We start from the raw sequence: 25,639 nt of genomic DNA, 5'->3' as shown, positions 1-25,639 counted from the left end.
CTGCGGCGCCCTCCCCGCGTCAGGATGGCCGTCCGGTTTACTGCTCGAAGTCGATCCGCATCACGGCCCGGCGGGCGGTCGGGCGGCTGACTTCGCGGAAACCGGCTGCGGCGAAGATGCTGCGGCTCCCGACGTACAGTTCGCCCCAGGTCATTTCCTGCCCGGGCTTCGGGATCAGCGGATACCCTTCGATGGCGCGGGCACCGTTCTCCTCTGCCCAGCCCGGCACGGCCGCGGCCAGCGCCCGGCTGATACCGCGGCGCCGGAAACCCGCCCGGGTCACAAAGCAGACGGCGGCCCAGACGGTGCCGTCGTCCGGATCCTCGTCGCGGCCGGCCCACACCACCCGGCTGGTCCGCAGGCGCCGGTAAGCCGTCCGCGGTTCCACCGCGCACCAACCGGCCGGCTCACCGTCCAGATAGGCCACCAGGCCGCTGGAGGAAGCGGCCGCCGGATCACCACAGCCGGTCTCGGCCCGGAGCCGGTACGCCCGTTCCTCCACGTGCTCCTCCCGCCACTGGGCCGCCGGGGTCTGGAACCACTGGCACTGGCAGCGGGACGCCTCGCCGCGAACACCCAGAACCTTCTGCAGTTCCTCCCAGGACGTTTCATTCGCAGGCACGATCGCAACGTCGGCGCCGGTGTCCGTAGTCATGCCCCCAGCAGACAACACGGCGGGCGCGCACCACAATAGGTGCGCGCCCGCCGTCGTCCGTCAGTGCCGAAAGCGATGCCGGCTCGGTGCCGGGTTACTTGGCCTCGGGCTCCTTGACGGAGTCCTTGGCCGGGTCCTTGGGTTGCGGTATGGCGTCCACGCCCGCTTCCTTGCGCTGCTGCGGCGTGATCGCGGCCGGGGCCGCGGTCAGCGGATCGTAGCCGCCGCCGGTCTTCGGGAAGGCGATGACCTCACGGATCGAATCCTCGCCGGCCAGCAGCGCCACCACGCGGTCCCAGCCGAACGCGATGCCGCCGTGCGGCGGGGCGCCGTACTTGAAGCCCTCCAGCAGGAAGCCGAACTTGGTCTGCGCCGACTCCTTGTCCAGCCCCATCACCTTGAACACGCGCTCCTGCATGTCGCGCTTGTGGATACGGATGGAGCCGCCGCCGATCTCGTTGCCGTTGCAGACAATGTCGTAGGCATAGGACAGCGCCGACTCCGGATCGGTGTCGAAGGTGTCTATGAACTCCGGCTTGGGCGAGGTGAAGGCGTGGTGCACTGCCGTCCACTTGCCGGAGCCGACGGCCACGTCGCCGGAGGCCACGGCGGCTTCGGCCGGCTCGAACATCGGCGCGTCCACGATCCACACGAAGGCCCAGTCGCCGTCCTTGATCAGTCCGGTGCGGTGCCCGATTTCCACCCGGGCGGCGCCGAGCAGGGCGCGGGAGGCGGAGCGGTCGCCGGCGGCGAAGAAGATGCAGTCACCGGGCTTGGCGCCCACGGTGCCGGCCAGGTTCTCGCGTTCGAAGTCGGTCAGGTTCTTGGCCACCGGGCCGGTCAGCTCGCCGTCCTCCTGGACCAGCACATAGGCAAGGCCCTTGGCGCCGCGCTGCTTGGCCCATTCCTGCCAGGCGTCCAGTGTGCGGCGGGCCTGCGAGGCACCCCCGGGCATCACCACGGCGCCCACATAAGGGGCCTGGAAGACGCGGAAGGTGGTGTCCTTGAAGAAGTCGGTCAGCTCGGTCAGTTCCTGGCCGAACCGCAGATCCGGCTTGTCCGAGCCGTACTTGTCCATCGCCTCGGCGTAGGTCATGCGGGCGATCGGGGTGCTGATTTCGACGCCGATCAGCCGCCAGAGCGCCTGCACGATCCGCTCGCCCAGCGCGATGATGTCGTCCTGGTCCACGAAGCTGGCCTCGATGTCCAGCTGGGTGAATTCCGGCTGCCGGTCGGCGCGGAAGTCCTCGTCGCGGTAGCAGCGGGCAATCTGGTAGTACTTCTCGAAGCCGCCCACCTGCAGCAGCTGCTTGAACAGCTGCGGGGACTGCGGCAGCGCGTACCAGGAGCCGGGGGCCAGTCGTGCCGGCACCAGGAAGTCACGGGCGCCTTCCGGCGTCGAGCGGGTCAACGTCGGGGTTTCGATCTCCACGAATCCGTCCGCGTGCAGCAGTTCGCGTGCCGTCCGGTTGACCTCCGAACGCAACCGCAGTGCCTTCGACGGGCCGGGCCGGCGCAGGTCCAGGTAGCGGTGCTTGAGCCGGGCTTCCTCGCCCACTTCCACGTGCTCGTCCACCTGGAACGGCAGCGGGTCGGCGGTATTGAGGACGACGACGTCCTCCGCGATGACCTCTACCTCACCGCTGGCAAGGCCCGGGTTTTCGTTGCCCTCGGGGCGCTTCTCCACTGTGCCTTTGATCTGCAGCACGTACTCGTTGCGCAGCGCATGGAAGACGTCCTCTTCGCGGACCACCACCTGCGCCACACCGGAGGCATCGCGCAAATCCAGGAAGGCCACACCACCGTGGTCGCGGCGGCGGGCCACCCAGCCGGCGAGGGTAACGGTTTGTCCGATGTGCTCGGCCCTGAGGGTGCCGAGGTCGTGTGTGCGCAGCACAACAGTCCTTCCGGTAGAACGAATTGCTCAGCTGTCCGCCCGCTGTTGTTAACCTGATGCGGCGGCGGGGTACGGCTATGGTTAGTGGAGACGTACACGAGTTTACCGTTGATCACGCGGCGTCCCGGACCCGAACTCCGGCCATGCGGCCCCAGCGGCCCGGCGGGGCCGGGGACCCCGCGGGCCCGCAGCAAGGAGCTGTGGCATCTGTGAGTAGTGAATCATCGCTGGAACGCCGGCTGGGCGGGGTGGACGCCACCACCGTGGGCGTTGGCTCCATGATCGGTGCGGGCGTCTTCGTCGTCTTCACTCCGGCCGCCGCAGCCGCCGGGCCGTGGCTGCCGCTGGCGCTGGCCATCGCCGGCATTGTGGCCTACTGCAATGCCAGCGCGACGGCGCAACTGGCCACCCTCTACCCCACCAGCGGCGGCGCTTACATCTACGGCCGGAAGCGCCTGGGCGAATGGCCCGGTTTCCTGGCCGGGTGGAGCTTCGTTACCGGCAAAATTGCCTCCTGCGCGGCCATGGCACTGACCTTCGGCATCTACGTTTTCCCCGACTATGCCACCGCCGCCGCCGTGGCCGCGGTAGTGGTGCTGACGTCGGTCAACCTGCTGGGCATCACCAGGACCGCCTGGGTGACGCGCTGGATCGTGGCTTTCGTGGCCGCCATTCTGGTTTTCGTGGTCGTGGTGGCGTTCGACGCCGATCCCATCGGTGGCCCTGCAACGGCAACCGAATTTTCCCCCTACGGAGTCCTGCAGGCCGCCGGGCTGTTCTTCTTCGCGTTCGCCGGCTACGCACGGATTGCGACCATGGGCGAAGAAATCCGCGAACCAAAGAAGCTGATTCCGCTGGCCATCTTCTCCGCCCTGCTCATCACGTTCGTGCTCTACGTGCTGATCGGCCTGGGCCTGCTGCGCTATCTCGGACCGGATTTGCTGGCGATGACCGAGGCCCCTCTGCACGCGGTGATGGAGGAAGTCGGCGGCGGCGTGGGCACCACTGCGATCGCCATGGCCGCCGCCCTGGCGAGCCTGGGCGCGCTGCTGGCATTGATCGCCGGCATCGGCCGGACCACCTTTGCCATGGCCAGGGAAGGCGACCTGCCCCGGGTGTTCAGCAAGGTGGGCACGCGCTTTAAGGTTCCGTGGGCGGCGGAACTGGTGGTCTCCGTCGTCGTCATTTTCCTGCTGCTCACCCAGGACGTGCTGGCCGTGGTGGGCTTCTCCAGCTTCGGAGTGCTGATCTACTACAGCGTCGCCAATGCCGCGGCCCTGACTCTGGACGAGCGACCGTGGCATGCGCCCAAGCTGCTGAACGTTGCCGGGCTTCTCGGTTGCCTGCTGCTGGCGTTCACGCTGCCGGTTGGCTCGGTGGTGCTGATGGTGGTGGTCCTCGGCGCCGGCGTGATCGGCCGCGCCGCCCTGGCGCCGGTCCGCCGTCGGCCCGGAGCCTAAGCGGCGGACAGCAAGGCGGTCTGCTGCCCGGCGCCGGGGACGTCAGGAGTCAGTGGGCGGCAGGCGTGACCTGCGGAACCAAGTCCTCGGCCGGCGGCGCCCAGCTGGCTGGATCGGCAGCGTGCTGGTCGCCGGAACGGATGTCCTTCACTTCGTGGCTGTGACTGCCATCCTCGGCCACGGAGGTGAACCAGACGAACGGGATGCCGCGGCGGTCGGCGTACTTGATCTGTTTGCCGAATTTGTCCGCCTTGGCGGCCACTTCCACGCTGATGCCGCGTTCACGCAATTGGCCGGCCACGTCCTGGGCCTGCGACCAGCTGTCTTCATTCGCCAAGGTGACCAGCACCGCCGTCGGGACATGCCGCGACGCGGTGGCGAACTCCTGGCCCAGGATCCGCATCACCAGCCGGGTCACGCCGATGGACAGCCCGACGCCGGGGAAGGTGCGGTTGCCCTTGGTAGCCAGCGCGTCATACCGGCCACCGGAGCAGATGGAGCCGAGCTGCTCATGGCCCACGAGCACGGTTTCGTAGACGGTGCCGGTGTAGTAGTCCAGTCCGCGGGCGATGCTCAGGTCGGCCATCACCTTGCCGGGGGCTCGCCGGTGCGCCTCGCCGATGACTTCCTCCAGCTCGGCCAGGCCGGTCTCCAGCAGTTCGTGCTGGACGCCGAGGGCCCGCACCTGATCCACGAAGGACGTGTCCTCGGTGCGGATGGAGGCCAGCTTCAGCGCAGCCTGCGCCTGTTCGTCGGTGGCCCCGAGTTCTTCCTGCAGCAGCGCGGCAACCTTTTCGGGGCCGATCTTCTCCAGCTTGTCGATGCTGCGCAGGACCCCGGCGGTATCGGTCAGGCCGATGCCGCGGTAGAAGCCCTCGGCGAGCTTGCGGTTGTTCACGCGCAGCTTGAAGTCCGGGATGGGCAGCGCGCTGAGGGCCTCGACGATCACCAGCGCCAGTTCCACGTCGTAGCGGAACGGCAGCTCGCCGTCGCCCACCACGTCGATATCCGCCTGGGTGAACTCCCGGGCGCGGCCCTCCTGCGGACGCTCCCCGCGCCAGACCTTCTGGATCTGGTAGCGGCGGAACGGGAAGGCCAGGTGGCCGGCGTTCTCCACCACGTAGCGTGCGAACGGCACGGTGAGGTCGAAGTGCAGGGCCAGCTTGTCATCGCCCTTGCCCTCGGCTTCGTCGGCCTGCAGCCGGTGCAGGCCGTAGACCTCTTTATCGATCTCGCCCTTGCGCAGCAACTGGGCCACGGTTTCGACGGCGCGCGTCTCGATGGAGGAGAAACCGTGCAGCTCAAAAGTCCGGCGCAGGGAATCCAGCACATGAAGTTCCACGAGCCTCTCCTGCGGAAGCCATTCCGGGAAGCCTGACAGCGAGGCCTTGCGTGCCATACGGACGTATCTCCTAGTAGATGAGGGGTCAAGAAGGGCTGGTCGTTCTGAAGCCGGCGACCGCGCAGCGGACTGAATCGCTAAACTGGCTGCTGGACCATTTTAAGGCCTGCCACGGCAGCGGAACCAAACCGCCCTGCCGGTGCGGCCCCGCCGGCGGGGTGGACCCAGTCAGCGTAGACCAGGAGGAGCATTGGCACGGAACAGTCCGGACCGTGAGGCCCGGCGGCGTATTGCCCGGATGGAAGCCAAGCGCGACCTGCGCCGGCAGCAGCAGGCGCGGCGCAAGCGGGACAACATTGCCGCCGGCGTGGCCCTCGCGGCGTTGATAGCCGGTGCCGTGGCCGTCCAGCTCACCGTCTTCGCCGCAAACCCCACTCCGTCCCAAATGGAACAGGTCCGCCAAGGCCTCGAGGACCCCGCAGCCGCGCCCTCGCCGTCGTCCTCTACCAACGCAGCCCACATCCCCTCGCCGGAGGTCGCCGCGGGCAAGGTTTTCAGCGGCACCATCGCGACCAATGAAGGCGACATCGGCGTGGAACTGGACGGCAAGGCCGCTCCCCAGGCGACGGCGGTCTTCAGCACCTTGGCGAAGGACGGATTCTTCGAGGGCAAGACCTGCCACCGGCTCACCACGGCCACCAGCATGGGCGTGCTCCAATGCGGTTCAGTGGACGGCGCCGGCAGCGGCGATCCCGAATACCAGTGGGGTCCGGTAGAGAACACCCCCGAGGACGGCGTCTACCCGGCAGGCACTATTGCCGTGGCGCGCGGCGCGAACACCTACAGCAACGGGACGCAATTATTCATTGCGTGGAAGGATTCGACGATCCCGCAAGATACCGGCGGCTACACGATTATGGGTAAGGTAACCGAAGGGCTGGACGTGCTCAAGCAGATTGCGGCCGGCGGCGTCGAGGATGCCAATAGCCAGGACGGCCCGCCTAAAATACCGGTAACAATAAAGTCGTTCACCCTTCAGTGAGCCCAACACCACGACGGCGCCGCCACAACAGGCGGCTCCGGACACAAGCGAAAGAGTTCTAGCGGTGACACCTAGTCAACAATCCGACGAAACAGCCCCGACCACCGAGACCGAACAGGCCGCGGCCGCTCCGGCACCGGCGGAGCAGCCGCAGGCTGAGCAGGCCCCGTCCGAGCAGCCGCAGGCTGAGCAGGCCCCGTCCGAGCAGCCGCAGGCTGAGCAGGCCCCGTCCGAGCAGGCCCCGGCTGAGCAGCCGCAGGCTGAGCCGGCGCAGACCGACCAGGCTCAGGAAGCCGCTGAGGCTGTAGCGCCAGAGACCGCAACTGCCGAGCAGCAGGCATCCTCCGACGCGGCACAGGCTGTCCCCGACGCTTCCGCCGGCGCCCCGAGCCCGGCCGCCAAGCCGACACCGAGGCCCATGCCCGGACCGAAGCCGACGCCGGCCGCCATGCCCGGAAAGAGTGCTGGCGCTCCGGCACAGCAAGTCATCCCTGCCCCGACGGTCGCCTCCACGCCGTTGTCCGAGGCGTCCAAGTGGGCCCGGGTAACCGACGACGGGCACGTGTTCCTGCTGATCGACGGCCAGGAACACCCGGTCGGGCAGTATCCGGACACCAGCAAGGACGAGGCGCTGGCGTACTTTGTGCGCAAGTACGACGACGTCGCGGCCCAGGCAGCCCTGCTGGAGCAGCGTGTGGAAGCCAAGGCCCCGTCCACCGACATGCACAAGACGCTGGAGCATCTGAAGGCCCAGACAGCCGAGCGCCACATGGTGGGCGACGTGCCCGCGCTGGAGGCCCGGCTGGAGGCATTGGGGACTGCCATCAGCGAATTGCAGAAGGCCGAGAAGGCCGGCCAGGAGGCCCAGCGGGCCGCTGAGCTGGCTGCCCGGGAGGCCATCGTCGCCGAGGCCGAGGAGATTGCGGGCAAGGAACCGTCGTCGGTGCAGTGGAAGACCAGCAGCGCGCGCATGAACGAGCTCTTCGACGCTTGGAAGTCCGCCCAAAAGAACGGCGTCCGGTTGGGGCGCAGCACCGAGGACGCTCTCTGGAAGCGATTCCGCTCGGCCCGCACGGTCTTTGACCGGCACCGCCGCGCATTCTTCAGCCAACTGGACAGCGACAACGCCGCGGCCAAGGCTGCCAAGGAAGCCTTGATCACCCGTGCGGAAGAGCTGTCCAGCTCGACTGACTGGGGTCACACCGCCGCCGAGTACCGCAAACTGATGGACGACTGGAAGGCTTCCAAGCGCGCTAGCCGCAAGGATGATGACGCCCTGTGGACCAGGTTCCGTGCGGCCCAGGACAAGTTCTTCGCTGCACGCCAGTCCGCCAATGAGGCGATCGACCAGGAGTTCTCCGCCAACTTGGCGGTTAAGGAGGCGCTGGTAGCCGAGGCGCAGGCGCTGCTGCCCGTGACCGATCTGGCCGCGGCCAAGAAGTCCTTGCAGTCGATCCGCGATCGCTGGGAGGAAGCCGGGAAGGTTCCCCGCGGCGACATGCAGCGGATCGACGCCGGCCTGCGCAAGGTCGAGGATGCCGTCAAGTCTGCCGAGGACGACCACTGGCGACGGACGAACCCGGAAACCAAGGCACGTACCAACAGCGCACTGTCGCAGCTCGAGTCCGCCATTGCCGGGCTTGAGGATGATCTGGCCGAGGCCGAACGGGCCGGAGACCAGCGGCGGATCACCGCGGCACGCGAGGCCTTGGATGCGCGCCGCCAGTGGCTGGACACCCTTCAGCGCTCTGCTGAAGACTTCTCCTAGCAGCTAAGCCCTACACAACCCCCAGGGGCCGGGGACGCTTTCCACAAAGCGCTCCCGGTCCCTTCGGCTGTCGGGTGCCATTTGGCATGCTGGCTGGCATGGTCCTTCACCTATCCCCTGCCTCGCCGGCAGCATCTACGGCGCAGGCACCGTCGGCGGTACTGCGTCCCGGGCATCCATTCAGTCGCAGCGAACTCGAGTGCATGCGGCTGGACGGCCTCTTGGTCAACGTCTATGGCTCGGGGTTTGCGTTGCCATGGGACCAGATCACGCCCCGGCACCGCGCGGCTGCCGCCTTCTTCAGCCTGCCCGAGCAGGTCCGTCGGAAGGTGGTGCTGGGGAGGTTGACGGCTGCGTGGGTTTACGGCTGCGCCCCGGAACCCGAAAAGCTCTCGGTACTGCTGGACCACCGGCATCGGGCAATCTCGCAGGGCCGCTATCGCCCGGCCATGATCCATGAAGTGACGTTGGGCCCCTTGGATACGGTGACCATCGGCGGGGTCCCGGTCAGTACCCCGTTGAGGACCGCTCTGGACGTGGCACTGCACGCTCCGGAACAGGATGCGGTCCGCGTCTTGAGCGCGCTGGCCGGAAGCAAGGGACTCGATTGCCAGCTGGACGTCATTCGGCAGGCGATCGAGGCCAGGCCCAGATTGCCGGGCAAGGCCCGGGCGCTGCAGCGTATCGGCGCAGCGATGAGCGCGGGGCCGTAGCCGGACCTCACGCGCGGCGCTGCCTGCGGCGCCGTCGCCGGACGCCCCACCGCACACCGCCCGGGGACAGCTTCAGCATTCAATCAGCGGCGCTGTGACCCCGAGGTGCGGTAGACGTCGTATACGCCGTCGATGCGCCGGACGGCACTAAGCACGTGGCTCAGGTACTTCGGGTCGCCCATCTCGAAGGAGAACCGCGAGATGGCCAGCCTGTCGCTTGAGGTGTGCACCGTCGCGGAGAGGATGTTGACGTGGTTCTCGGCCAGCACGCGGGTGACGTCGGAGAGCAGGCTCTTGCGGTCCAGCGCCTCCACCTGGATCTCCACCAGGAAGACGCTGGACTGGGTGGGCGCCCAGGCGACGTCGACCATGCGGTCAGGGCTTTCCCGCAGCTCCGCCACGTTGCGGCAATCGGAACGGTGCACGGAGACACCCGAACCGCGGGTGACGAATCCGACGATCGGATCCGGCGGAACCGGCGTGCAGCACCGGGCCAGCTTGACCCAGACATCGCCCACGCCTACTACGGTGACCCCGGAGTCCGGATGCTTGGGCCGCTTGACCACGGTCGAAATGGACGGCTCGGTGTCCTCGACAGCTTCCTGTCCGCCGAGCAGGCCCACCAAGTGCTCGATGACGTTCTGCGCGGAGGTATGGCCGTCGCCCACCGCGGCATACAGCGCAGACACATCGGCGTGATGCAGTTCTTGGGCAACCGACATCAACGCGTCATGCGTCATCATCTTCTGCAGCGGCAGGTTCTGCTTCCGCATGGCCCGGGTGAGATGTTCCTTGCCCTTTTCGATCGCCTCTTCGCGGCGCTCCTTGGTGAACCACTGGCGGATCTTGTTCCGCGCCCGCGGGCTCTTGACGAAGCCCTGCCAGTCCTGGCTCGGGCCGGCGCCCTCCGCCTTGGAGGTGAAAATCTCCACCCAGTCGCCGTGGTTGAGCTCGCTGTTGAGCGGCACCAATTTGCCGTTGACCCGGGCGCCGATCGTGCGGTGGCCTACCTCGGTATGCACCGCGTAGGCAAAGTCCACCGGCGTCGATCCCGCCGGCAGGGCCATGACTTCGCCCTTGGGTGTGAAGACGAAGACTTCCTTGGCGTTAATCTCAAACCGGAGGGAGTCCAGGAACTCGGCCGGATCACTGGTCTCCTGCTGCCAATCGATCAGGCTCCGGAGCCACCCCATGTCACCGCCGTCGGCCGTGCCGCCGCGGGCAATGTCCTTGTACTTCCAGTGCGCAGCAACGCCGTACTCGGCGCGGCGGTGCATCTCGTGGGTACGGATCTGGATTTCCACCGGCTTGCCGCCCGGGCCGATCACCGTGGTGTGCAGCGACTGGTACATATTGAACTTGGGCATGGCGATGTAGTCTTTGAACCGGCCGGGCAGCGGGTTCCACCGCGAATGCAGGGCGCCCAACGCCGCGTAGCAGTCGCGGACGGTGTCCACCAGCACGCGGATGCCCATCAGGTCGTGGATGTCGTCGAAGTCTTTACCCCGCACAATCATCTTCTGATAGATGGAGTAGTAGTGCTTCGGCCGGCCCGTGATCGTGGCTTTGATCTTGACCGCGCGCAGATCATCGCCGATCTTGGTGCGGAGGGTGGTCAGGTACTTCTCGCGTTCGGGGGTGCGCTCCCCCACCATCCGTACGATCTCCTCATAGACCTTGGGATGCAGGGCAGCGAACGAGAGGTCTTCCAGCTCCCATTTGATGGTGTTCATGCCCAGCCGGTGGGCCAGCGGCGCGAAGATCTCCAGCGTCTCGCGGGCCTTCTTGGCGGAAGACTCCGGGGACACGAAGCGCCAGGTCCGGGCATTGTGCAGCCGGTCGGCCAGTTTGATCACCAGAACGCGGATGTCCTTGGCCATCGCCACGACCATTTTGCGCACGGTCTCCGACTGGGCCGCATCACCGAACTGCACCTTGTCCAGCTTGGTGACGCCGTCCACCAGCATTGCGACCTCTGGGCCGAACTCTTTCTTCAGAGTGTCGAGGGTATATTCCGTGTCCTCGACGGTGTCGTGGAGCAGCGCAGCGGCCAGCGTCGTCCCGGTCATACCGAGTTCGGCCAGGATGGTGGCCACGGCCACCGGGTGCGTGATGTACGGATCGCCACTCTTGCGCTTCTGGCCGCGGTGGCTGCGCTCGGCCACCACGAAGGCCCGCTGGATCAGATCGAAGTCCTCGCGCGGATTGTTCGCCCGCACGGTGCGCAACAGCGGCTCGAGGATCGGCGAATAGCCGGATCCGCCCCTGCCGGCCAACCGGGCCAGCCGGGACATGGTGCGTTCCCGGCGGCCGGGGAACGCATGTCGGACCGGTGCAGTAGCCGGAGCATCCTTGGCCGCAGGCACCATAGCAGAACCAGGATCCGGCTTCGCGCCGCTATCACTGGCCTGCTCTGTCGACCTGAGGTTCTCGGCCAATCCTGCCCGCCTTCCGACTTGTCCTGGCACTACCGCTGGCGCCGATTATTCCGCCCGCCAGCCGAAGCACCCACTCAACGTTGTTCCGCAACGTCCAGTCTATGCCCGCTGGTGCTACCCGGCACTCGGAGCGGCGCCAGACGGCGACCGCGGCAGAGCCGGGTCAGACGGTGACGGCCTCGTTGCGGCGTCGTTCTTCCACCCGCTGGGCCTGCTTGACCAGCGCCGGTTCCTTCGCCCGGATCCGCGCGTACATTGGCGCGGCGATGAAGATGGTGGTGGCGGCGCCGATGATGATGCCGATGAACAGCGCCAGCGACAGGTCCTTCAGCGTTCCGGCACCCAAGACGAACGCGCCGATGAACAGAATGGCGGCAACCGGCAGGACCGCCACCACGGAGGTGTTGATGGACCGGACCAGGGTCTGGTTCACGGCGAGGTTGACCTCCTCCGCGAACGTCCGCCTGGTGGACTTGTCCAAGTCCTTCGTGTTCTCACGGATCTTGTCGAAGACCACCACGGTGTCGTAGAGCGAGTACCCCAGAATGGTCAGGAAGCCGATAATCGCCGACGGCGTTACCTCAAAATCGCTGAGCGAGTAGATGCCGGCGGTCAGCAGCAGCACCACCACCAGCCCGCTGAGCGCGGAGATGGACATCTTCCAGGTCCGGAAGTACAGCGCCATCATGAAGGCCGCCAGCACAACGAACACCACCAGGCCCCAGAGCGCCTGTCGGGTCACGTCTGCGCCCCAGGTGGGACCGACGTACGAGGAGGTCACTTCGTTGGCTTGCACGCCATAGGCGCCAACCAGCCCATCGCGCAGTTGCAGCGTCTGTTCGTCGTCCAGCCGCTCGGTCTGGATCCGCATGGTGCCCGGCGCGATGTTGGTCACCCGGGGGTCGGCCTCCGCGGCAACCTTGGCCACGGCAGCTTCGCCGGGTCCGGCGTCGGTGTTCTGAACGTTGGACACCGTGAACTCGGAACCGCCGCGGAAATCGATGCCCAGGTTAAAGCCGCCCTTGACGAACGGCACCACGATGGACAGGAGAATGCCGACGACGGCGATGGCGAACCAGACCTTGTACTTGCCGACAAAATCATAGGAGCGCTTGCCGGTGTAGAGGTCGTTACCCCATTTAGCAAAGTTGGCCATTAGTTGCTCTCCTTGTTGGCGCCGCGGCCTGCGCCGCTGGTCGCCTGCTGCTTCTCGGCCGCACGGCGTTCGGCGATGGTCTGGCGGCGGCCCGCTTCGGCAGCTGCCGCGGTGTTCTTGGCACGGACCGGCGCTGTGCGTTCGCCCGGCTGGCGGACGCGTCCAGCCCCTCGGTACAACGGCACCGCACCCAGCAAGCGCGGATCCAGGCCGGAGAACCGGTGGCCCTCGCCGAAGAACTTCGTCTTTGCCAGCAGCACCATGGTCGGGTGGGTGAAGAGGAAGACCACCAGAAGGTCGGCCACCGCAGTCAGGCCCAGCGTAAAGGCGAACCCTCGCACGTTGCCCACGGCCACGAAGTACAGCACGACGGCGGCCAGCAGGTTCACTGCCTTGGAGGCCAACACGGTCTGCCGGGCACGTTTCCAGCCGTTGTCCACCGCGGACACCAGGCCCCTGCCCTCACGCAATTCATCGCGGATACGTTCGAAGTAGACGATGAACGAGTCGGCCGTCTGGCCGATGGCCACGATCAGGCCGGCGACACCGGCCAGCGAAAGCCTATAGTTTTCGGTCCAACCCAAAATCGCAATCGCCAGATAGGTGATCAGGCCCGCCACCACCAGCGACGCGATCGTGACGAAGCCGAGCGCCCGGTACTGGAAGATTGAATAGCCTGCGACCAGCACCAAGCCAATGACGCCGGCGATCAGGCCCATCCGCAACTGGTCGGCGCCGAGTGTCGCGGAAATCTGCTGCTCGCTTTGGATCTCGAAGCTGATCGGCAGCGCGCCGTACTTGAGCTGTTCGGAAAGGCCGCGCGCGGACTCTTCGGTGAAGTTGCCGGTGATCTGCGGCTTGCCGTCCGGGATGACGGCGTTGGTCGTCGGAGCTGAGATGACCTTGCCGTCCAGCACAATAGCGAACTGGTTGCGTGCACCGGAGAGCCCGAACAGCCGTTCGGTGACGGCCTTAAAGGTCCGGGTGCCTTCGCCGTTGAACTCGATGTTGACTGCCCACTGGTTCAGGGTCTGGCCCTGCTGTCCGCGGGTCTGGCCGAAGCTCGAATCGGAGATGTCGGTGCCAGGTACTTCCACCGGGCCCAGAATGTACTTCATCCCGGTATCCGGTTCGCAGGCCACCATCGGCTTGGCCGGGTCAGCAGGCTGGGTTTCGTCTGCCGCAGCGGCCGGGTCAAGGCACTCGAGCGCCTCGAATTCCTGATAGAGCTCGGGCGTGATCCAATTCGGGTCGCTGAAGTCCTCAGGCTTGGCCGTCGGCTTCGGAATATCCTTCGCCGGTGTCCGCTCTGCTTCGGGAACAGCCGCACCCGACGCTGAGGTCAGGACCGGTCGGAATTCCATGTCGGCTGACGCCTGGATCAGTTCGCGGGTGCGCTGGTCCGGAATGCCGGGCAGGCTGACCACCACATTGCGGCCGGACTGCGTGGTGATCTCCGCTTCTGCCACACCGGAGCCGTCAACGCGCTGGCGGATGATCTCCACGGCCTGGTTCAGTTGCTCGCCGGTGATCTCGCCTCCGGCGCCCTGGACCTTCGGGGCCAGGATCATCTGGGTGCCGCCCTCAAGGTCGAGCGCCAGCTTTGGCGCCCAGCTCGCTTGGTTGGTGAAGACACCACTGCCGAGGATGACGGTACCGGCGGCAAGCAGCACGCCGAGCCAAATAAGTGTCCGCCGAGCAATGCTGGTGGAACCGGTTCGTGCCATGGAAGATCTTTCTCTCATCGACTCAGGCGGCCGGCGGAACCGGCCGGTACACGGCGAAGTGGCGGGGGCATGCCCCGCCACTGCACGCCGATGCGGCTAAGCCGTCGCTGGCCTACTTGGTGTCTTTGTTCTGCTCTTCATTGAGGCGCTTCAGGGTCTCCTCGGCGGTTTCCTCCGACCGGTCGGCCCGCTCAGCGGTCAGCGAGGAGGCATCGTCCGGCACCTCGGGGGTCTCCGGGGTCACCACTTCGTTCACTGCCTGCGTGTGCACCGTGGCCGTGTTGCCAGGAGACAGCTCGAGGACCACCTTGTTGTTGTCGGCGTCGACGGAAACGACGGTGCCAAAGAGACCGAACTGGGTCATGACCTCGGTGCCGGGAACCATCTGTTCCTTGAGACGCTCAGTCTTTTCGCGCATCTGGGCCTGGACCTTCTTCTGCTTGCGGAACATGAAGAAGATCAGCAGCGCAAAAACAGCGAACAGGCCGATGGTCATCACATCGATGCCACCGCCGGACTGCTGCTGGGTATTGGTAGCAGCGAAGAGATTTACGAACACAGGAAATTTCCGTCCTAGAAGTCTGGGGCGGACCGGCAGGAGATTCCGGACCGTATACGCAGCCTGCCGGGTTCCTCACGGAACGGGGCACTCCGCACGTTCCTACCATTCTACGCGGTGACGGCGCTTACACGGCCACTTCAGTTATCGGCGAAATCCGTGTCCGGCTCCAGCAGTTCCGCGAGCAGGTCACCGGCCTGCCCTGCGGCCAGATGGTCCGGCACCGCCAGCCCCAGATGCTGCCAGGCGGCGGCAGTGGCGATCCGCCCGCGGGGCGTCCGGCCCAGCAGCCCTTCCCGGACCAAATACGGTTCGGCTACGGTCTCCACCGTCTCGGTTTCCTCACCGACAGCAATGGCCAGCGTGGACAGTCCAACCGGCCCGCCACCGAACTTGGTGATCAGTGCCGTCAGCACCGAACGGTCCAGCCGGTCCAGGCCACGCTCGTCGACCTCGTACATGTCCAGTGCAGCCGCTGCGGCACTGGAATCAATTTCGTCAATCTTGTGCACCAAGGCCCAGTCCCGGACCCGGCGGAGCAAACGGTTGGCGATGCGGGGCGTGCCGCGGGAGCGGCCGGCGATCTCGGCAAACCCTGCGGAACTCACCTTGAGGTCCAGAAGCATCGCCGAGCGGCGAAGCACCAGTTCCAACTCTTCGACAGCGTAGAACTCCAAGTGCCCGGTGAACCCGAACCGGTCGCGCAGCGGACCCGGGAGCAGTCCGGCCCGCGTGGTGGCTCCGACGAGCGTGAACGGCGGCAGATCAAGCGGGATGGCCGTAGCGCCTGCCCCCTTGCCCACCACGATGTCCACCCGGAAGTCTTCCATGGCTATGTACAGCATTTCCTCCGCCGGACGCGACATCCGGTGGATCTCATCGAGGAAGAGGATTTCCCCTTCGGTCAACGAGGACAGAATCGCCGCCAAATCACCCGCGTGCTGGATCGCCGGACCGGAGCTGATCCGGAGCGGCGCGTTCATTTCCGCGGCGATGATCATGGCCAGCGTGGTCTTGCCCAGCCCGGGCGGACCGGACAGCAGGACATGGTCGGCCGTCCGCTCGCGGATCCGGGAGGCTTCCAGCACCAGCGACAGCTGCTGCCGGACTCTCGCCTGGCCGACGAAATCATCCAGGTTCTTGGGCCGCAGCGCCGATTCGACGGCCCGCTCTTCGGCCTCCGACGCGGTGGAGACCAGCCGGCTCTCCCCGGCATCCTCGGGCACGCTACTTCACTCCCGCGGTGCGCCGGGCCGAGCCGGTCCGGGCACCGTCCTGGCCCAGCCGCCGCAGCGTCAGCCTCAGCAAGTCGCCCACATGCCCGGCCGCAGCTGCCTCCGGATTCTCGTCGGCGGTGGTGTCCACGGCCGCCGCGGCGTCCTTGTCCGACCAGCCCAGGCCGGAAAGGGCCTGCTGCACCTGGCCTTTCCAGCCGGCCGCCTGCTGCGGAGCCACCTCGCCGGTAGGCACCAGCTTTCCGGCCAGTTCCAGCACGATCCTGCCGGCGAGCTTCGGCCCAATGCCGGGCACCTTGCTGAACGCCTTGTTGTCGCCGTCGGCAGCGGCGATCCGCAGGGCTTCGGGCGAGTGCACCGACAGTGCCGCCAGGCCCAGCCTCGGACCGACGCCGCTGACCGAGATGAGGGTTTCGAAGACTTCGCGCTGCGCCGCATCCTCGAACCCGTACAGAGTCATGGAGTCTTCGCGCACAATCATGGTGGTGGCCAGTTGGGCTTCCCGCCCGATGAACAGCGTGCCAAGGGTCTGCGGCGTCGCCTGGACGAGCATGCCGAATCCGTTGACGTCGATCACGGCCGAGTTCAACCCCACATGGGCGACGACGCCGCGCAACGAGCTAATCATGATCCAACTCCCAATTCCGGCACTGGCTGCTGCCCGGAGTCCGCCTCCCGGACCGGAGCACGGGAGGGATTGTCCGAACATATTTACGAATAGCTTACGTGGCGGCGCCGACATTACCGGCAACCGCCACACCCCTTGGCACCCTTCGCGCCGGGCCGTTCCGGGGCAGCTCAGCGGTGGTTGCGCTTGGCCTTTGCTTCGGCTTCCGCCCAGAGCTTCTGGGCAGCCGTCATGCCGCCGCCCGCGGCCGGCTTCGCCGCACCGCCGCGCCACGCGTGAGTGATCGCCAACGCCAACGCATCCGCGGCATCGGCCGGACGCGGCGGGGTGTCCAGCCGGAGAATCCGGGTCACCATTTTGGTCACGGCTGCCTTGTCCGCTTGGCCGTTGCCGGTGACCGCGGCTTTCACCTCGGTGGGCGTGTGCAGCGCGACGGCGATCCCCCGCCGCGCTGCTGCAGTCATCACCACACCGGAGGCCTGCGCCGTGCCCATCACAGTGCTGACATTGGTCTGGCTGAAGACGCGTTCGACGGCGAGCACGTCCGGTGCGTGGGCATCAAGCCATTCGTCGATGGTCTCGGCGATCTTCAGCAGGCGCAGTTCCAGCGGCATGTCCGGAGTGGTCCCGACGACGCCCACTTCCACCAGGGTGGAGCGGCGGTTCGGCTCGACGTCGACCACGCCCAGGCCGCACCGGGTCAGGCCGGGGTCCACGCCCAGCACCCGCAAGGCGGTTGCCGACCCGCTGACCGGTGTCAGTCGTTCTCGAGTTCAGCGAGGACGTCCTGGCCGATATCGGTGTTGGAGTAGACGTTCTGCACGTCGTCCAGATCCTCTAGGGCGTCGACCAGCTTCAGGAACTTCCGCGCGGCGTCGGCGTCGAGCTCTACGGCCATTGAGGAGACGAACTCGATTTCATCCGTTTCGTACTCGATACCGGCTTCTTCCAAGCCGGCCACCACGGCGCGCAGGTCGGTGGGGTCGGAGTGGACCTCGAAGTTCTCGCCGTGTTCCTTGACTTCCTCCGCGCCGGCATCCAGCACCGCCATCAGGAGGTCGTCCTCCGTGAGCTCGTTTTTGGGCAGGGAGACCACGCCCTTGCGGGCGAACATGTAGGAGACCGACCCGGGGTCTGCCACGGTGCCACCGTTGCGGGTGATGGCCAGGCGGACCTCGGAAGCGGCACGGTTCTTGTTGTCCGTGAGGCACTCGATCAGTACGGCGGAGCCCTGCGGGCCACGGGCTTCGTAGATGATCTCGGTGTAGTCGATGGTCTCGCCGGTGAGGCCGGCGCCGCGCTTGACGGCGCGATCGATGTTGTCGTTGGGCACCGACGTCTTCTTGGCCTTCTGGACGGCCAGTTCCAGAGCCGGGTTGCCCGACACGTCGGCACCGCCGTTGCGGGCTGCAACTTCAATGTTCTTGATCAGTTTGGCGAACGACTTGGCACGTCGGGCATCGATGACTGCCTTCTTGTGCTTGGTCGTGGCCCACTTGGAGTGTCCGGCCATTCCTACGCTTCTCCTCTGACGATGCGGATGAATAGTTCGTGGATCCGGCGCTCCCCCGTAACTTCCGGGTGGAAAGAGGTCGCCAGCAAATGCCGCGAACGCACTGCCACAATTCTAGCTGTACCGCGCAAAGTCGCCGTGCGGGAGGCTTCCGAGGGTTCCACCGTGGCGAGGACTTCCACGCCCTCGCCCACCCGTTCCACCCAGGGCGCGCGGATGAAGACGGCGTGCACGGGCGCCGGATTCTGGTCCGGGGACGGTGCACTGAACTCCAGCCCGCGGAAGTCCAGATCCGTTTCAAACGATTCACGTTGCCGGCCGAAGGCGTTACGCCGCACCGTAATGTCCAGGCCGCCCAGCGTCTGCTGGGGCTCGCCCTTGAGGTCGGTGGCGGGATCCGCGATCTCCTGGGCCAGCATGATCATGCCGGCGCAGGAACCGTAGACGGGCATGCCGGCCTCGATCCGCTTCTTCAGCGGATCGGCCAGCTCGAAAATCCGGGTGAGCTTGTCGATCGTTGTGGACTCCCCGCCGGGAATAACCAGTCCATCCACGGCATCCAGTTCGCCCGGCCGGCGCACCGGCATTGCTGTGGCGCCGCTGTGTTCCAGGGCGGATATGTGTTCGCGGACATCGCCCTGCAGGGCGAGCACACCAATCGTGACCACGGTGAAGGTTCCTCGGATTCGGCATCGGGCCGCACGCGTGGCGGCCGTACGGAAAAACAGTAATACCAACCGGTCCTGCGGTGTTAAACCGCGCCGGCCGCTGCTGTGCGGCACGCCACAGCCCGCCGGGGACGTCGGTGGGCCGGTGCCGGCGGCTTGTATAGTCTCTACTCATGCGACACCTCCTTGCGACCGTTGCCGGAAAGGCCGTGAAGGCGGTAGCCAGGCTCCGCGGCGGCGGCTCCGCGCTGCCTGGCCTGGTGGCCGAGAAAATCGATCCGCAGTTCCTGCCCCGCACGCTCGGCAAGCTGCCGCGCGGCGTCGTCGTGATCAGCGGGACCAACGGCAAGACCACCACCACCAAAATGGTGGTGGAACTGCTGCAGGGCCAGGGCCTGAAGGTGTTCACCAACCGCACCGGCAGCAACTTCACCCGCGGTGTAGTGGCTTCGGTATTGGGCGATTCGGACGCCCGCGGCCGGCTGGATGCGGACATCGCGGTGCTGGAGCTGGACGAGGCCCACGCCGTGCACTTCGTCAAACTGGTTCGGCCGCGCTACAGCCTGCTGCTCAACGTGATGCGGGACCAACTGGACCGTTTTGGCGAGATCGAGACGACGGCGGGATTCCTCCGGCAGATCGCCGCAGCCACCACCGACGCCGTGGTGCTCAACCGCGAAGACCCGCGCATCCTGGCCCTGGCCAACGCCGTGACCGCGCCCCGGATCGACTACTTCGGCCTGGCCCCGCAGCTGCGCCACATGTTCCCGCACGACGATGAGATGCGGAACGCCGTTGCCGCCGGGGTTCCCGGCGCCGAGGCCGCCGGAACCGGTGGCGGCCAGCCCGAGGGGCCGCGCGCCGAGGTCGTGCTGTCCGCCTGCGAAGGTTCCGCCGCCACCTTCCAGGTGGATGGACGCGGGATCGAGGTGGAGCTGAAGCTGACCGGCGTCTACAACGTGTTCAACGCCGCCGCGGCGCTGGTGCTGGCGCGCACGGTGCTCGGTCCCGCCGTGGACGAACCGGCGCTGCTGGCCTCGCTGGAGAACGTCACCCCGGCGTTCGGGCGCGGTGAATCGCTCACCGTCAACGGCCAGCCGCTGGATCTGGTCCTGGTGAAGAACCCGGCCGGCTTCCGGCTCGCGCTGAAGTCGTTCCCGGCTGCGGGCTCCCGGACCATGATTGCGATCAACGACAATTACGCCGATGGCCGGGACATGTCCTGGCTCTGGGACGTGGACTTCGATTCGCTGCGCGAGACGGGCGTGGCCGAGGTCAGCGGTGTCCGGGCCCAGGACATGGGGCTGCGCCTTTTTTACGAGGACGTTCCCGTGGGGGGCGTTGACACCGACCTGAATGCCTCGCTGCACCGGTTCATCGCCGACGGTCCCGATACGCCCAAGCGCATCTACTGCACCTACACCGCCATGCTGGCGCTGCGGCGCGAGCTGGGCAAACTGACCGAAGTGGAAGTGGTCTCCTGATGGACGCACCCGTGATCGACCTGCTCCAGCTGTACCCGCGGGACATGAACATTTACGGCGACTGGGGCAACGTCCTGGTCCTGCGCAAGCGGCTGGCCCTGCGCGGCTATGATGTCCGGTTGCATGAGTACAACCCTGGCGACACATTTCCTGGTCAGGTTGACCTGATTGTGGGCGGCGGCGGCCAGGATTCGGGCCAGAACAAGATCCAGGCCGACCTGCTCGCCCAGGGCGGCAGGCTCCGCGACCTGGCCGACGACGGCCTGCCTATGCTCGCCGTGTGCGGCCTCTACCAACTGTTCGGCCACCGGTTCACCACCCACACCGGCGAGGTCATCACCGGCATCGGGCTGCTGGATGTCGAAACCGTTGGCGGACCCACCCGGCTGATCGGCAACACCGTGCTGGACAGCGACGAGTTCGGCACCATCATCGGGTATGAGAACCACAGCGGCCTGACCACACTCGGCGCCGAGGTCCAGCCGTTTGGCCGGGTCACCAAGGGCGACGGCAACAACGGCACGGACGGCACCGAGGGCGCCCGTTACCGCAACGTCATTGCCACTTACCTGCACGGATCCTTGCTGCCCAAGAACCCGGCCGTGGCGGATTTTTTGATCCGGCACGCGGCAGAACGGCGCTATGGCAGCTTCAACGATGTGCCGCTGGACATTCCCCACGAGTCAGAGGCCCGGACCGACGCGGCGGCGCGGCCCCGCTAAGGTGCTCGGGCGGCTACGTTGCGCCCGATCGATAACGGGCCCCCGTCCCGCCCTCAGGTCCTTACTCGTCGCCCAGCAGCCATTCATGGGCGACGTCGCCGGCGGCGCCCATCGACTCGACGGTCGCCCTGGTCCGTTCCCGGCTGGCCGCATCCTCCTGTTTGGAGATGCACCACTCCCCCGACTCCGCCGCTGCCTCCAGGGCATCGGGCGAGACCGGACACCAGCGATGCTCCGGTCCGGCAAACGTGGCAGGCAGCCAGTCCAGCCTTGCCACCTCCCATGTGCCGCCCACGTCATGCTGGGCAAATTGCGCGCGGACCATCAGGCCCTCCGTGTTGAGGATGTTGGGCGTTGCGTGGGCTGCGATGCTGTTGCCCAGCCCGTAGACGATCCAGGTGCCGTTGTAGCGTTCCATCGGCTGCACTGAGTGGCTGTGGTGTCCGTAAATCAGCGAGAACTCGCCGCTGTCGGCCAAGGCATGGGCAGTCTGCTGCTGTTGCGGGTTGGCATAGTTCGTGTATTCGTCGCCGGCATGGATGGCGCCCAGCACGATGTCCGCGCCGTCCGCCCGGGCCTGTTTGGCCTTGGCGATCATGGTCTGCGGATCCAGCATGTCCACCTCCCACGGCGCCTCCGGCACCAGTCCGTTCAGCGAGAACGCCGCGGTAATGACGGCGACGCGCGCGGCCGGAGTGTCCACGATCAGCACGCCGCCGGACTCGGCCTCACTGCGATAGGACCCGGTGTGCTCCAGTCCGCGGGCGTCCAGGGAGGCGAGGGTCCGTTCCAGTCCGGCGGTGCCGTAGTCGAACGTGTGGTTGCTGGCGGTGGTGCAGGCGTCGTAGCCCACGGCGGTCGCTGCGTCGAGGATCTGCGGCGGTGCGTTGAACGCCGGGTAGCCGGAATACGGGCCGTCTTCGTCCGCCAGCGGCGTTTCCAACTGGCAGATCGCAAGGTCGGCGGTGTCCAGGTACTGCTGCTGTGCGGCCAGGATGGGTTCGAAGTCCAGGCCCGGGGTGCCTGTGCGCCGGGCGTCTGCGGCCGCCTGCTCCCAGAGCGCTTCATGCAGCAGCAGATCGCCGGTCATCGCCACCGTGGCGCAGCGGCTTCCCGGACAGTCCGGCCCCGCGCCGGCTGTCACCTCCGGGGCGGGCTCCGTTGTGGAGGACGACGGCGGTGCCTCCCCCGCGGCGGCGCGCCCCTGAGTGCCGCTCCCTTCTGCGCCGCTTCCCTCAGTGCCGCTTCCCTTCGCGCCCGGCCCCGCTAATTCCGCTGCGGGTGCCGTTCCCGCCGCGCCGCTCTGGCCCGTACGTCCGCCGTCCGGAGCGCCCGTACAACCGGCCAGCAGCAGGGCTGTCACCGTCAGGGCCGCCACCTTCTTTGCCAGCGCACGCCTGGACCACAGGTCTGGGCCCCGCCCTTGGGTCTCCGGTCCGATCATGCCGCCAGTGTATTCCGGCGGATGGCCCTGATCACGGCGGCAGTGGGGTGTTCCTGCCGCCAACTATGGCGCAGATCCGGGGTCAGCTCGCCGGCTCTGCGATCGGCGTCGGAATCTTCCGGGGGATGAATATCGCCGCAGCAATGCCGATGAGACCCACCGCAGCCAGAACAATCGTCGAGATCGCATAGTTTTGGCCGGGAGTGGACGCGATACCGGCTACAAGGATGGTGCCCGCGATCGCCGTGCCGAACGAAGAGCCAAGGTTGGAGACACTTCGGGACAGCCCTGAGATCTCGCCCTGCTTAGACTCGGGAAAACTGGACTGCACCACGTTCACCGAAGGAGTGAGCATCAAGCCGACGCCCAGGCCGGTGAGCAGCAAACCGGGCGCGAATGCCCAGGCGACCTGAGTGCCCTGCACAATCCAAAGCCCGAGCAACATGCCGGCGACGGTGAGCGCAAAACCGGTGATAATGAGCGTCCGCTGCGCAAACTTCTTGGACAGGGGCCCGGCGGCCAACGACGACGCCAGAAGGCCGATCGTCGCGGCAGTGAAGATCACGCCGGTCTCGATGGCGTTGTAGCCGCGCACTACCTGCAGGAAGCTGGCGACCACAAAGGAGAATCCCAGCAGCATCAGCCACTGCGCGTTCTGCGTGATCATCCCAAGGTTCGAGGTGCGGTTGCGGAACAGGCTGAGTGACAGCAGGGGTTCGTGCCCTGAACGCTCCTTCGCCCGCACCGACACGAAGAAGCCCACCAGCACCAGCGCGCCGGCGCCCATCATGACCAGCATCAACCAGAGGCTGTTGTCTGCGGCCAGGATCCCCATGACGATCAGGATGAGGCCGCCGGCAGAGAGGACCGCTCCGCGCACGTCAAACTCACGGGTTGGATCCGGGGGAACGGGATCCTTGAGGCTGCGGCTGAGCAGCGCGATCACCACGATAATGAGGGCCTGGAAGACGAACGCCGCGCGCCAGCTGATCGCCGAGGTGATCAGGCCACCGATCAGCGGGCCGGCCGCGGATCCGACGCCTCCCGCGGCACTGATCGCTCCGAACGCCTTCGCCCGGGAGCCCAGATCGTGGAAGAGCATGGTTGTCAGGATGTAGACCGGCGGGATGAGGAGCGCGGTGCCGACACCTTCGAGGATTGAGTTGCCCAGGATCAGCACGGGGAGACCGGGCGCGACTGCACTGATCAGTGCGCCGACGCCATAGATGATGAGTCCGAGAAGGAACAGCCGCTTGCGACCGTAGCGGTCGGTGAGCTTGCCACCGGGGATCATCAGCGCGGCCATGACCAGCAGGAAGATGGTGATAGCGACCTGGATTCCCTGCACCGTGGTGTCGAGGTCCTCGCTCATATCGTTGATCATCACGTTCATGTTCGAGCCTGCGAAGCTGCAGATGAACTGCGCGAGTGCGAGTGGGAGCAATACGCCCCTCGCCTGAGTACGCGCTTTCTGCTCAGTCATGTTCGTGTCCCGTCATCGCCTGGGAAATACGCCACTAGCGCCCAAAATACGGCGGATGAGAGCAGTCAGGATCACCCAGAAAGGATGAGGAAACTCGGCCCCGGCCGGACAAGACTTACCGGGAGTGGGCCGAGTCTCCGGTGACACTAGTCGCCACCGGCGCACCCATGAGGGAGGACCACCATGGCAAGCGGATCAGCTGGGCGGACCACCGATCCGGGGAGATCCATCGACCCGGATTACAACGTTGCGGCCGCGGGAACAATCCTCTTCGGCGGCATCATCATGATCGTGGCCGGCTGCTTTCACATCATCCAAGCACTTGTGGCGCTGTTCAACGATGAGTTCTACGTGGCCGGTCAGGAGTACATCTACAAGTTCGACCTGACCTCGTGGGGCTGGATCCACCTGCTCGGAGGAGTGCTCTTGGTGCTCGGCGGGATTTTCCTGTTCCGCGGCGCTGTATGGGCGCGCATTCTGGCCGTGGTGCTGGCGTCGCTGAGCGCGATCCTTAATTTCATGTGGCTGCCGTACTACCCGTTGTGGGGCGCCATCGTCATCGTGCTCGACGTGGTCATCATCTGGGCAGTCCTGGCCCACCCCCGAGACCTGCGATACGCCACGCAGTCCTGAAACCGCTGGTTTGGCTTCGAGGCGTGGGCAACTTCGCCGGGCTCCGATCAACCACCGAAGGAAGTCCGGACGGCCGCGGGTGGCCTCCTTAACCGAACGAACTGGTTCCGAGACGGGCCCTGCCCGCTAATTCAACCGAGGGGGGCCAAGATCATTCGGCCGGGGTGATGCCCCGGCCGTGGAGGGAAAACTACTCTGGCCAGGTCTTGGACGGCCAAATCAGATTGCAAGGGTGATGTTCGTGGCAACAACAGAAGTGCACGGCCCAATCGACTTCCTGTTGATCGAGTTTCCAGTGGCCAAGACGGGCAGCGGCGCCACCGTTGCTGCCCTGATGGACCTGATTAACCGGAAGGTGGTCTGGGTCTATGACCTCATGATCATTAGGAAAGACGCGGACGGTTCCACCGCCGGCGTAGAGATGACCGAAGACGTTAGCGAGGGTTTGGAAGGGTTCGCATCCCTTGCCTCGGTTCGTTCGGGCCTCTTGGGCGACGATGAAATCGCCGAAGCAGCTTCGGCGATGGAACCTGGTACCGTAGCGGCCCTGATCGTCTACGAGAATCTGTGGGCGATTCCTTTTATTACCGCAGCACGCGAGGCCGGTGGAGACGTCATCGCGAGTGCGCGCATTCCGGCTGACGACGTCATGGCCGCGCTGGACGCGCTGGAATCCGATTCGACGGTCTGAGGAGGAACCGGATATGGGACTGTTACGAGGAGTAGCACGCACGGCGGTTGTCGCCGGCACAGCAACGGCCGTGAGCGGTCGCGTACAGCGCCGCCAACAAGCGCGATGGGATAGCCAGGCGCAGCAGCAGCCCGCACAGCAGGAGCAGTATGCACAACCGCCACAGGAGTACGTGCAACCGCAGTATGAGACCGCATCCGCCGAAGCGGCTGCGCCGGCCGCTGATCCACTCGAGCGGCTCAAGACCTTGGGCGACCTGAAAGCGCAGGGAGTCCTGACCGAGGCAGAGTTCGAGGCGCAGAAGGCGAAAATTCTGGCTGGCTGAAAACAGCCGATAAACCTGGCCACCACCCAATCCCGTGCCCTGCTGACTCCGGTCGG

General features: G+C 66.3%; 23 protein-coding genes. 9 read left to right on the top strand and 14 right to left on the bottom strand.

The features are described from left to right. Nucleotides 1-37: 37 nt before the first annotated feature. A complete protein-coding gene (locus tag MNQ99_RS09925; RefSeq protein ID WP_241912844.1) occupies nucleotides 38-655 on the bottom strand; it encodes a GNAT family N-acetyltransferase in 618 nt (205 codons plus the stop codon). Nucleotides 656-749: 94 nt separating this feature from the next. Beyond that, on the bottom strand, nucleotides 750-2,552 hold the full coding sequence (gene aspS, locus MNQ99_RS09920; RefSeq protein ID WP_241912843.1) for an aspartate--tRNA ligase: 1,803 nt from the start codon (nucleotides 2,550-2,552) through the stop codon (nucleotides 750-752). Between the two features lie 209 nt (nucleotides 2,553-2,761). Between aspS and MNQ99_RS09915 the strand changes: the two genes are divergently transcribed. Next, entirely contained in the window at nucleotides 2,762-4,012 is a 1,251-nt protein-coding gene (locus MNQ99_RS09915; RefSeq protein ID WP_241912842.1) for an APC family permease, read from the top strand. 49 nt (nucleotides 4,013-4,061) lie between these two features. Here the strand turns inward: MNQ99_RS09915 and hisS are convergent, their stop codons facing one another. Next, on the bottom strand, nucleotides 4,062-5,411 hold the full coding sequence (gene hisS / locus MNQ99_RS09910) for a histidine--tRNA ligase (RefSeq protein ID WP_241912841.1): 1,350 nt from the start codon (nucleotides 5,409-5,411) through the stop codon (nucleotides 4,062-4,064). Between the two features lie 193 nt (nucleotides 5,412-5,604). On the opposite strand from hisS, the gene MNQ99_RS09905 reads away from it, so the two are divergent. The 3 genes from MNQ99_RS09905 to MNQ99_RS09895 all read left to right on the top strand — a co-directional run bounded on the left by MNQ99_RS09905 (nucleotide 5,605) and on the right by MNQ99_RS09895 (nucleotide 8,877). Further along, the gene (locus tag MNQ99_RS09905; protein WP_241912840.1) at nucleotides 5,605-6,396 is read left to right on the top strand and encodes a peptidylprolyl isomerase; all 792 of its coding nucleotides are present in this window, start codon (nucleotides 5,605-5,607) and stop codon (nucleotides 6,394-6,396) included. Between the two features lie 64 nt (nucleotides 6,397-6,460). Next, complete coding sequence (locus MNQ99_RS09900) at nucleotides 6,461-8,164, top strand: DUF349 domain-containing protein (protein ID WP_241912839.1); 1,704 nt, start codon at nucleotides 6,461-6,463, stop codon at nucleotides 8,162-8,164. A 98-nt stretch (nucleotides 8,165-8,262) separates the two neighbouring features. Beyond that, entirely contained in the window at nucleotides 8,263-8,877 is a 615-nt protein-coding gene (locus MNQ99_RS09895) for a type IV toxin-antitoxin system AbiEi family antitoxin (RefSeq protein WP_241912838.1), read from the top strand. 83 nt (nucleotides 8,878-8,960) lie between these two features. Here MNQ99_RS09895 and MNQ99_RS09890 read toward each other — a convergent pair whose 3' ends face one another. From MNQ99_RS09890 to pdxT, 9 genes are all read right to left on the bottom strand, one after another. Beyond that, on the bottom strand, nucleotides 8,961-11,171 hold the full coding sequence (locus MNQ99_RS09890; RefSeq protein ID WP_127512679.1) for a RelA/SpoT family protein: 2,211 nt from the start codon (nucleotides 11,169-11,171) through the stop codon (nucleotides 8,961-8,963). A gap of 307 nt (nucleotides 11,172-11,478) precedes the next feature. Then, nucleotides 11,479-12,471 (bottom strand): protein translocase subunit SecF, encoded by a 993-nt coding sequence (gene secF, locus MNQ99_RS09885; protein ID WP_241912836.1) that lies wholly within the window; start codon nucleotides 12,469-12,471, stop codon nucleotides 11,479-11,481. Next, nucleotides 12,471-14,198: a protein translocase subunit SecD gene (gene secD / locus MNQ99_RS09880; RefSeq protein WP_127512681.1), complete on the bottom strand. Its 1,728-nt coding sequence runs from the start codon at nucleotides 14,196-14,198 to the stop codon at nucleotides 12,471-12,473. The genes secF and secD overlap by 1 nt, the downstream gene beginning before the upstream one ends. Before the next feature lie 112 nt (nucleotides 14,199-14,310). Next, nucleotides 14,311-14,757, bottom strand: coding sequence for a preprotein translocase subunit YajC (gene yajC / locus MNQ99_RS09875; protein WP_241912835.1), 447 nt, complete (start codon nucleotides 14,755-14,757; stop codon nucleotides 14,311-14,313). Nucleotides 14,758-14,897: 140 nt separating this feature from the next. After that, complete coding sequence (ruvB, locus tag MNQ99_RS09870; RefSeq protein WP_241915327.1) at nucleotides 14,898-15,956, bottom strand: Holliday junction branch migration DNA helicase RuvB; 1,059 nt, start codon at nucleotides 15,954-15,956, stop codon at nucleotides 14,898-14,900. Between the two features lie 28 nt (nucleotides 15,957-15,984). Beyond that, a complete protein-coding gene (gene ruvA, locus MNQ99_RS09865; RefSeq protein ID WP_241912834.1) occupies nucleotides 15,985-16,620 on the bottom strand; it encodes a Holliday junction branch migration protein RuvA in 636 nt (211 codons plus the stop codon). Nucleotides 16,621-16,790: 170 nt separating this feature from the next. Continuing rightward, nucleotides 16,791-17,342: a crossover junction endodeoxyribonuclease RuvC gene (ruvC, locus tag MNQ99_RS09860; RefSeq protein WP_422387529.1), complete on the bottom strand. Its 552-nt coding sequence runs from the start codon at nucleotides 17,340-17,342 to the stop codon at nucleotides 16,791-16,793. A gap of 35 nt (nucleotides 17,343-17,377) precedes the next feature. After that, a complete protein-coding gene (locus tag MNQ99_RS09855; protein ID WP_241912832.1) occupies nucleotides 17,378-18,133 on the bottom strand; it encodes a YebC/PmpR family DNA-binding transcriptional regulator in 756 nt (251 codons plus the stop codon). A gap of 2 nt (nucleotides 18,134-18,135) precedes the next feature. Continuing rightward, nucleotides 18,136-18,819: a pyridoxal 5'-phosphate synthase glutaminase subunit PdxT gene (pdxT, locus tag MNQ99_RS09850; RefSeq protein WP_241915326.1), complete on the bottom strand. Its 684-nt coding sequence runs from the start codon at nucleotides 18,817-18,819 to the stop codon at nucleotides 18,136-18,138. Between the two features lie 155 nt (nucleotides 18,820-18,974). On the opposite strand from pdxT, the gene MNQ99_RS09845 reads away from it, so the two are divergent. Further along, the gene (locus tag MNQ99_RS09845) at nucleotides 18,975-20,285 is read left to right on the top strand and encodes a Mur ligase family protein (RefSeq protein ID WP_241912831.1); all 1,311 of its coding nucleotides are present in this window, start codon (nucleotides 18,975-18,977) and stop codon (nucleotides 20,283-20,285) included. Further along, nucleotides 20,285-21,007, top strand: a complete 723-nt coding sequence (locus MNQ99_RS09840; protein ID WP_241912830.1) for a type 1 glutamine amidotransferase — start codon at nucleotides 20,285-20,287, stop codon at nucleotides 21,005-21,007. Before MNQ99_RS09845 ends, MNQ99_RS09840 begins: the two co-directional genes overlap by 1 nt. A 61-nt stretch (nucleotides 21,008-21,068) precedes the next feature. On the opposite strand, the gene MNQ99_RS09835 is transcribed toward MNQ99_RS09840, so the two are convergent. Together MNQ99_RS09835 and MNQ99_RS09830 are read right to left on the bottom strand one after the other, a co-directional pair. Beyond that, nucleotides 21,069-22,097, bottom strand: a complete 1,029-nt coding sequence (locus MNQ99_RS09835) for a CapA family protein (protein WP_241912829.1) — start codon at nucleotides 22,095-22,097, stop codon at nucleotides 21,069-21,071. Between the two features lie 436 nt (nucleotides 22,098-22,533). Next, complete coding sequence (locus tag MNQ99_RS09830; RefSeq protein WP_241912828.1) at nucleotides 22,534-23,934, bottom strand: MFS transporter; 1,401 nt, start codon at nucleotides 23,932-23,934, stop codon at nucleotides 22,534-22,536. A 183-nt stretch (nucleotides 23,935-24,117) separates the two neighbouring features. Between MNQ99_RS09830 and MNQ99_RS09825 the strand changes: the two genes are divergently transcribed. The 3 genes from MNQ99_RS09825 (at nucleotide 24,118) to MNQ99_RS09815 (ending at nucleotide 25,583) form a co-directional block, all read left to right on the top strand. After that, nucleotides 24,118-24,567 (top strand): DUF7144 family membrane protein, encoded by a 450-nt coding sequence (locus MNQ99_RS09825; protein ID WP_241912827.1) that lies wholly within the window; start codon nucleotides 24,118-24,120, stop codon nucleotides 24,565-24,567. Nucleotides 24,568-24,808: 241 nt separating this feature from the next. Then, nucleotides 24,809-25,258: a DUF6325 family protein gene (locus MNQ99_RS09820; RefSeq protein ID WP_241912826.1), complete on the top strand. Its 450-nt coding sequence runs from the start codon at nucleotides 24,809-24,811 to the stop codon at nucleotides 25,256-25,258. Nucleotides 25,259-25,328: 70 nt separating this feature from the next. Beyond that, the gene (locus MNQ99_RS09815) at nucleotides 25,329-25,583 is read left to right on the top strand and encodes an SHOCT domain-containing protein (protein ID WP_338423087.1); all 255 of its coding nucleotides are present in this window, start codon (nucleotides 25,329-25,331) and stop codon (nucleotides 25,581-25,583) included. Nucleotides 25,584-25,639: the final 56 nt, after the last annotated feature.

This window comes from Arthrobacter sulfonylureivorans (genome assembly GCF_022637435.1).
Classification (GTDB): Bacteria; Actinomycetota; Actinomycetes; order Actinomycetales; family Micrococcaceae; genus Crystallibacter; species Crystallibacter sulfonylureivorans.
This window is presented reverse-complemented; position numbering and strand designations above follow the sequence as displayed.

Coding starts and splice junctions, on each gene's coding strand:
- hisS (WP_241912841.1), bottom strand. CDS start 5,411: ATGGCACGCAAGGCCTCGCTGTCAGGCTTCCCGGAATGGCTTCCGCAG.
- MNQ99_RS09830 (WP_241912828.1), bottom strand. CDS start 23,934: ATGACTGAGCAGAAAGCGCGTACTCAGGCGAGGGGCGTATTGCTCCCA.
- MNQ99_RS09890 (WP_127512679.1), bottom strand. CDS start 11,171: ATGTCCCGGCTGGCCCGGTTGGCCGGCAGGGGCGGATCCGGCTATTCG.
- MNQ99_RS09825 (WP_241912827.1), top strand. CDS start 24,118: ATGGCAAGCGGATCAGCTGGGCGGACCACCGATCCGGGGAGATCCATC.
- MNQ99_RS09855 (WP_241912832.1), bottom strand. CDS start 18,133: ATGGCCGGACACTCCAAGTGGGCCACGACCAAGCACAAGAAGGCAGTC.
- MNQ99_RS09835 (WP_241912829.1), bottom strand. CDS start 22,097: ATGACCGGCGATCTGCTGCTGCATGAAGCGCTCTGGGAGCAGGCGGCC.
- MNQ99_RS09845 (WP_241912831.1), top strand. CDS start 18,975: ATGCGACACCTCCTTGCGACCGTTGCCGGAAAGGCCGTGAAGGCGGTA.
- MNQ99_RS09895 (WP_241912838.1), top strand. CDS start 8,263: ATGGTCCTTCACCTATCCCCTGCCTCGCCGGCAGCATCTACGGCGCAG.
- MNQ99_RS09925 (WP_241912844.1), bottom strand. CDS start 655: ATGACTACGGACACCGGCGCCGACGTTGCGATCGTGCCTGCGAATGAA.
- secD (WP_127512681.1), bottom strand. CDS start 14,198: ATGGCACGAACCGGTTCCACCAGCATTGCTCGGCGGACACTTATTTGG.
- ruvA (WP_241912834.1), bottom strand. CDS start 16,620: ATGATTAGCTCGTTGCGCGGCGTCGTCGCCCATGTGGGGTTGAACTCG.
- secF (WP_241912836.1), bottom strand. CDS start 12,471: ATGGCCAACTTTGCTAAATGGGGTAACGACCTCTACACCGGCAAGCGC.
- MNQ99_RS09840 (WP_241912830.1), top strand. CDS start 20,285: ATGGACGCACCCGTGATCGACCTGCTCCAGCTGTACCCGCGGGACATG.